The 5,699-nt window shown below is 72.1% G+C and carries 7 protein-coding genes and 1 riboswitch; of the genes, 4 read left to right on the top strand and 3 right to left on the bottom strand.

The genetic code is table 11. The annotated features are described in order from the left end of the window. From ABNT58_RS04625 to ABNT58_RS04615, 3 genes are all read right to left on the bottom strand, one after another. Positions 1-295, bottom strand: a 295-nt coding sequence (locus ABNT58_RS04625; RefSeq protein ID WP_348752334.1) for an EVE domain-containing protein, incomplete at its 3' end; no start/stop codon positions are given. 313 nt (positions 296-608) lie between these two features. After that, on the bottom strand, positions 609-914 hold the full coding sequence (locus ABNT58_RS04620) for a cell division protein ZapA (protein WP_348752333.1): 306 nt from the start codon (positions 912-914) through the stop codon (positions 609-611). Continuing rightward, positions 911-1,117 (bottom strand): cell division protein ZapB, encoded by a 207-nt coding sequence (locus tag ABNT58_RS04615; protein WP_250199917.1) that lies wholly within the window; start codon positions 1,115-1,117, stop codon positions 911-913. Before ABNT58_RS04615 ends, ABNT58_RS04620 begins: the two co-directional genes overlap by 4 nt. Positions 1,118-1,163: 46 nt before the next feature. Then, positions 1,164-1,420: riboswitch (cobalamin riboswitch) on the top strand. A 75-nt stretch (positions 1,421-1,495) separates the two neighbouring features. Here ABNT58_RS04615 and ABNT58_RS04610 point away from each other — a divergent pair. The 4 genes from ABNT58_RS04610 to ABNT58_RS04595 form a co-directional block, all read left to right on the top strand. After that, positions 1,496-3,388: a TonB-dependent receptor gene (locus ABNT58_RS04610; protein ID WP_348752332.1), complete on the top strand. Its 1,893-nt coding sequence runs from the start codon at positions 1,496-1,498 to the stop codon at positions 3,386-3,388. 17 nt (positions 3,389-3,405) lie between these two features. Beyond that, complete coding sequence (locus tag ABNT58_RS04605) at positions 3,406-3,963, top strand: bifunctional adenosylcobinamide kinase/adenosylcobinamide-phosphate guanylyltransferase (protein ID WP_348752331.1); 558 nt, start codon at positions 3,406-3,408, stop codon at positions 3,961-3,963. Next, on the top strand, positions 3,960-4,925 hold the full coding sequence (locus tag ABNT58_RS04600; RefSeq protein WP_348752330.1) for a helical backbone metal receptor: 966 nt from the start codon (positions 3,960-3,962) through the stop codon (positions 4,923-4,925). Before ABNT58_RS04605 ends, ABNT58_RS04600 begins: the two co-directional genes overlap by 4 nt. Next, a partial coding sequence (locus ABNT58_RS04595; RefSeq protein ID WP_348752329.1) for an iron chelate uptake ABC transporter family permease subunit occupies positions 4,922-5,699 on the top strand: 778 nt, incomplete at its 3' end. The genes ABNT58_RS04600 and ABNT58_RS04595, both read left to right, overlap by 4 nt.

Raw genomic sequence — 5,699 nt, 5'->3', positions numbered from 1 at the left:
GGCCCTGGTCCACGTCCACATGCAGCCAGCGCGGCGCGTCGGGCCGGCTCTTGGGGTCGAAGTAGGGGCTGGCGGGGTCGAACTGCGTTGCGTCCGGATAGGCGGTGCCGGCCACACGGGCGAGGCCCGCGATGCCCGGCTCGGGGCAGGACGAGTGATAGAACAGCACGCCGTCACCCGGCTGCATCGCATCGCGCATGAAGTTGCGCGCCTGGTAGTTGCGCACGCCGGTCCAGGGCACGCGGCCCAGGCGCACGAGGTCGTCGATCGAGCACTCGTCGGGCTCGCTCTTCATCAGCCAGTAGGCCACGAAAGGGGTGCGTCAGCGGAGGGAGAAAGGAGGGTGTCCGCCGCAAGCCGCGAGCCGCATTCCCGAACCCCAAAGGGAAGTTCAGGTGGGCGAGGTCAGCAAGGCTTCGGGTTCATCTGACGCGAGACGATCACACCAGCCGAGCGATGTTCCAAGCCCTTGGTCATAGACCATCGGTTCGAGGAAATATAGGACCCGCGCGAATGCGACGGACGAGTTCATTCTAAGCCCCGACCGTGCTGCCGGCGGTAGGAGAAGGCCGGCATTTCCATGGCACGCGACGGGTCTAGCGGTTGGTTCAAATGAGGTGGCCGTCGTCGCCCAGGGCCTGGTCGATGCGGCGCATCAGCGCGCCGACATCCACCCGCGGTGGCGCGGCTTCGCCTTCTGCCGGCGGGGCCGGCGGGCGCTCGGCCAGCTGGTAGGCCAGGTTGAGGGCGGCCAGCACCGCGATGCGCTCGCGGGCCTTCACACGGCCGGCATCGCGGATGGCGCTCATCTCGCGGTCGACGCTGGCCACCGCCGCCATCAGCGAATGCTCGCCGCCTTCGGGGCAGCCGAGGATGTAGCTCTGGCCGAGGATGGTGACTTCCATCTGCTTCATCGGGCGTCGCCTCCGTTGGCGGGCAGGCGGTCGAGCAGCGCGTCGATGCGGGCGCGTGCGGCGTTAAGTCGGGAGCGCATCTGGTCGCGTTCGATGGTCACGGCGTCCACCTGCTGCTGCAGCAGCAGGTTGGTGCGCTTGAGTTCCTCGTGTCGCAGCACGAGGCGTTCGATCCGCTCGGCAAGATCTTCGAGGGTGGGCATGGCAGGGCGGCAGCTAGGGGAGCCCCTGATTGTAGGCGGGGGTACTGGTAGCATCGGCGCCGTTGGTGCCTGGGTTGCGCTTCGTTGCAGCCCGGGGTAAACGGGAAGCAGGAAGGCCAAGCCCCACGGGCGATGCCCAACCTGCGCTGCCCCCGCAACGGTAAGCGGACGGATCGGTTGATCGCATCAACCATCCAGCGACGAGCTCTCTGCCACTGGGTGGCCGGCCTGCAAGGCCGCGCCTGGGAAGGCGCTGCGTCGAGTCCGCCAGCCCGGATACCGGCCAACAAGCGGTGACGCGCCCTTTGCAGGGTGCTCGCCTTGTCGCAGACACCCGCGGGGAAGCAGGTGGCTGCATTTGTTGTCCCTGGCCTTTTCATGAATTCAAACCTTTCCGCGCTGCGTGCGCGCCCGGCGTCGTGGACGCTGCGCCTGGCCGTGGCCGCCTGTTTGGCCGGCGGCACTGCCGCCCATGCCCAGACCGTGGTGGTCACCGGCAGCCGTGAGCCGCTGCCCCTGGACCGTGTGACCGCCGACGTGGTGGTGATCGATGCCGACCGCATCCGCACCAGCAGCGCCGATTCGGTGGAAGACCTGCTGCGCCGCGAGGCCGGCGTGCAGGTCTCGCGCAACGGCGGGCCGGGCAAGAGCGCGGCCGTCTTCATCCGCGGTGCCAGCGCCAGCAACACCGTGGTGCTGATCGACGGTGTGCGCATCGGCTCGGGCACGCTGGGCCAGGTCGAGTTCGAGGCGCTGTCGCTGTCGCAGATCGACCGCATCGAGGTGTTGCGCGGCCCCGGCTCCAGCCTCTATGGCGCCGATGCCGCCGGCGGCGTGATCCAGATCTTCACCCGCACCGGCAAGGCCGGCGGCGGCCTCAACCTCGAGGCCCATGCGGCCGTGGGCGGCTATGGCGCGCGCCAGGGCGGGGTGGCCTTCAGCGGCGCCAGCGGCGCCTTCGACTATGCGGCGTCCATCGCCCATGAAAGCGACGACGGCGTGTCGGCCATACGGCCCGGCGACCGCTTCGGCAACTACAACCCCGACAAGGACGGCCACCTGCGCACCAGCAGCAGCCTCAAGCTGGGCTTCACGCCGGTGGACGGCCATCGCCTGGGCCTGCTGGTGACGGACAACCGGCTGCGCTCGCAGTACGACGGCAGCGAGTACCTGGCGCCCAGCTTCGCGCAGGACGCGACCGGCGACATGCGCAACACGCTCAAGACCCGCGTGGTGGCGCTGGACTACCGCGGCCGCGTGTCCAACGCCTGGACCACCTCGGTGCAACTGGCGCGCAACACCGACGACCTGGTCAGCGGCTTCCGCGCGCCCGACAGCTACCGCACCGAGCGCGACCAGTTCACCTGGCAGAACGCCTGGACGCCCGATGCCGACACCCAGGTGGTGCTGGCCTATGAGCACCTGGGCGAAAAGGCCGAGAGCAGCAGCTACGTGCAAGGCGAGAGCCGCCACAACAATGCGCTGGTGCTGGGCTGGTCGGGCCGCTTCGGCGCCCACACGCTGCAGGCCGACCTGCGGCGTGACGACAGCTCGGTCTACGGCGGCAACACCACCGGCCGCCTGGGTTGGCGCATGAGCCTCACACCCGCCTGGAGCGTGCGGGCGCTGGCCGGCACCACCTTCCGCGCGCCCAGCTTCAACGACCTGTACTTCCCCGACTACGGCGTGCCCGGCATCGAAGCCGAGCGTGGCCGCAGCGTGGAGGCGGGCGTGGAGTGGCGCCGCAACGGCAGCGAGGCCGCGGCCACCGTCTACCGCAACCGGGTGAAGAACCTGATCGCCTACCAGCCCGATGCCAGCTTCTGCCCGCCGGGCGCGGGCTACCAGTACGGCTGCGCCGGCAACGTCGGCCGCGCGGTGATGCAAGGTGCCACGCTGAGCGGCGCCCACCGTGTTGGCGCGCTGCAGCTGCGCGCGACGGTCGACTTCCTCGATGCCACCGACGACGACACCGGCGCCCGCCTGACCCGCCGCGCCGCCCACCAGGAAAGCCTGTCGGCCGACTATGAGCTGGGCACCTGGAGCTTCGGCGCCGCGCTGCAGTCGGTGGGCCGCCGGCCCGATGGCAACGTGAACCTGGGCGCCTATGCGCTGCTGGACCTGAGCGCCCGCTGGCGCTTCATGCCGCAGTGGCAGCTGGAAGCCAAGGTGCTGAACGTGGCCGACAAGGACTACAGCCCGGCGCGTGACTACCAGGCGCTGGGCCGCCAGGCCTGGCTGGGCCTGCGCTACAGCGCACGCGGGCTGTAAGCAGCAGGGCGGCGGCCATGCATGAGCTGATCCTCGGCGGGCAGAAGAGCGGCAAGTCACGCACCGCCGAAGCGCGTGCTGCCGCCTGGCTGCAGGCCGCCCCTGGCCACGAGGCCACGCTGCTGGCCACCGCGCTGGCCGGCGACGACGAGATGGACCGCCGCATCCAGCGTCACCGCGAAGAGCGCGCGGCGCGCGTGCCCGGCCTGGCCACGGTGGAAGTGCCGCAGGCGCTGCCTGAGGCGGTGCAGCAGCTGGCCACACCGCAGCGGCTGCTGGTGGTCGATTGCCTGACGCTGTGGCTCACCCAACTGGCCATGCCCTTGCACGGCCCGGCGGCCGACGAAGCCGCGCTGGCCGCGCAGCGCAGCGCGCTGTGCCGGGCGCTGGCGCAGGCGGCCGGGCCGGTGGTGCTGGTGAGCAACGAGATCGGCCTGGGCGTGGCACCGATGTCGCGCGAGGCGCGGCGTTTCATCGATGCACTGGGCCTGCTGCACCAGGCGGTGGGCGCGGCGTGCAGCCGCGTGACCCTGATGGTGGCGGGCTGCGAGCTGGCGGTGAAGGGGCGGGCATGACGCAGGCCACGCGCCCTTGGGCCAGCCGCCGCTGGCCGCAGCTGCTGGCCGCGCCGCTGTGGGCGGCTTGGTGGGCGGCGTGGGTACTGGTGGCGCCTGCGCTGCCAGCGCATGCGGCACCGCCGCTGCCGGGGGCACCGGCGTCTGCCGCCATCACCGTGCAGGACGACCGCGACCGCAGCCTCACGCTGGCCGCGCCGCCGCGGCGCATCGTCTCGCTGCTGCCTTCGCTCACCGAAACCGTGTGCGCGCTGGGCGACTGCGCGCGGCTGGTGGGCGTGGACCGCTTTTCCAACTGGCCGGCCGAGGTGGCGCGGGTGCCGCAGGTCGGCGGGCTGGAAGATGCGCAGATCGAGCGCATCGTCTCGCTCAAGCCCGACCTGGTGCTGGCCGCGGCCTCCTCGCGCGCGGTCGAGCGCCTGGAATCGCTGGGCTTGAGCGTGGCGGTGCTGGAGCCGCGCACCCATGCCAGCGCCCGCCGCACCATGGAAACCGTGGCGCAGCTGCTGGGCCGGCCGGGCGCCGGCCAGGCCTTGTGGCGGCAGGCCGATGCGCGCATCAGCGCTGCCGCCGCTCGCGTGCCGGCCGCGCTGCGCGGCCAGCGGGTGTACTTCGAGGTGGGCAACGGGCCGTATGCGGCCGGCGCCTCGTCCTTCGTGGGCGAGACGCTGCAGCGCCTGGGCCTGGACAACATCGTGCCGGCCACCATGGGGCCGTTTCCCAAGCTGAACCCGGAGTTCGTGGTGCGCGCGCGGCCGCAGATCGCGATGGCGCCGCAGGCCAGCATCGACGAGATGCCTGGCCGCCCCGGCTGGGCCACGCTGCCCGCGGTGGCGGACCGCCGCTGGTGCGGCTTCGATGCACCCACCTACGACATGCTGGTGCGCCCCGGCCCGCGGCTGGGCGAAGCGGCCGATCAGCTGGCCGGCTGCCTGCAGGCGCTGGAGGCCGCGCGGCGATGAGCGCACCGGCCGCGCAGCAGCAGGCCGGGCGCACGGCACCGGCCGCGGCGGGCCTGTCGCCGCTGGGCCTGGCCGCGGTCTTCGCCGCGGTGGGCCTGCTGCTGCTGGCCGCCGGCCTGGCCGCCGGCAGCGAAGGCTTTTCGCTGGCCTGGGCCACCGACTGGCCCTTGATAGAAGCCATTCGCGCGCCGCGCACGCTGGGCGCCTTACTGGCCGGTGCACTGCTGGGCCTGTCGGGCGCGCTGGCCCAAGGGCTCTTTCGCAATCCGCTGGCCGACCCTTACCTGCTGGGCTCGGCCGCCGGTGCCGGCCTGGGCGTGGTGGCGGTGCTGGCGGTGGGCGGCGTCTTCGGCAGCACCATCGGCCTGGCAGGCGTGGGCTGGCTGCTGCGCCTGGGCCTGGTGGGCGCCGCCTTCGTCGGCGCGTTGGGCGGCGTCAGCCTCACCTTGATGCTGGCGCGGGGCGCCGGCCAGCCGCTGCAGTTGCTGCTGTCGGGCGTGGTGGTGGGCGTGCTGCTGGGCGCGGTGGCCGATCTGATGCTGCTGGTCTCGCCCGAGGCCTTGCGCGGCAAGCAGGTGTTCCTGCTGGGTACCACCAGCTTCCTGGGCTGGCCCAGCGTGGCGGTGCTGGCGGCGGCGCTGGCGGTGGCGCTGCCGCTGGCCACGCGCTTTGCCCGTGCGCTGGATGCGCTGGTGCTGGGCGAAGCCAGTGCCCGCAGCCTGGGCCTGGACCTGCCGCGGGTGCGCCTGCTGCTGGTGGTGCTGATGGCGCTGG

It is taken from the genome of uncultured Aquincola sp., from assembly GCF_964001545.1.
Taxonomy (GTDB): Bacteria; Pseudomonadota; Gammaproteobacteria; order Burkholderiales; family Burkholderiaceae_C; genus Aquincola.
The sequence above is the reverse complement of the archived record's forward strand: the minus strand, read 5'-3'. Positions and strand labels throughout refer to the sequence as shown.

Coding starts and splice junctions, on each gene's coding strand:
- ABNT58_RS04620 (WP_348752333.1), bottom strand. CDS start 914: ATGAAGCAGATGGAAGTCACCATCCTCGGCCAGAGCTACATCCTCGGC.
- ABNT58_RS04615 (WP_250199917.1), bottom strand. CDS start 1,117: ATGCCCACCCTCGAAGATCTTGCCGAGCGGATCGAACGCCTCGTGCTG.
- ABNT58_RS04610 (WP_348752332.1), top strand. CDS start 1,496: ATGAATTCAAACCTTTCCGCGCTGCGTGCGCGCCCGGCGTCGTGGACG.
- ABNT58_RS04605 (WP_348752331.1), top strand. CDS start 3,406: ATGCATGAGCTGATCCTCGGCGGGCAGAAGAGCGGCAAGTCACGCACC.
- ABNT58_RS04600 (WP_348752330.1), top strand. CDS start 3,960: ATGACGCAGGCCACGCGCCCTTGGGCCAGCCGCCGCTGGCCGCAGCTG.